Origin of the sequence: Paraburkholderia sp. SIMBA_027 (genome assembly GCF_046535315.1) — a bacterium.
Taxonomy (GTDB): Bacteria; Pseudomonadota; Gammaproteobacteria; order Burkholderiales; family Burkholderiaceae; genus Paraburkholderia; species Paraburkholderia tropica.
The window spans coordinates 1-265 of sequence record NZ_JAWRWY010000776.1 but is presented as its reverse complement, the minus strand read 5'-3'; the positions used below and the strand labels follow the sequence as shown (position 1 = coordinate 265).

1 protein-coding gene is annotated in these 265 nt (G+C 23.8%); it reads right to left on the bottom strand.

What is annotated here, in order from left to right; translation table 11 throughout:
• A partial coding sequence (locus SB764_RS41165) for a hypothetical protein (protein ID WP_410866920.1) occupies positions 1 to 224 on the bottom strand: 224 nt, incomplete at its 3' end.
• Positions 225 to 265: the final 41 nt, after the last annotated feature.

Genomic DNA, 265 nt, shown 5'->3' with positions numbered 1-265 from the left:
ATAATATTCCCTGTTTCTTTTTCTATTAAAAAAGGGGCATTACCAGCTACAGCGTATCTATCATCTTTAGTTTCAAATAACTTTTTACTGGTATAAGAATATATAAATCCATATGGCTTCTCAATTGTTCTATAAGAAACAATTATCATTTCAATTCCCGTTCTTTTTTGAATTTCATTAATATATTCTTGTCCAATTTTTTCAATTTCGTTTTTTGTCAACATAATTTCTTTTTTTAATTTGTTCTTAAATATTTAAAACTAAT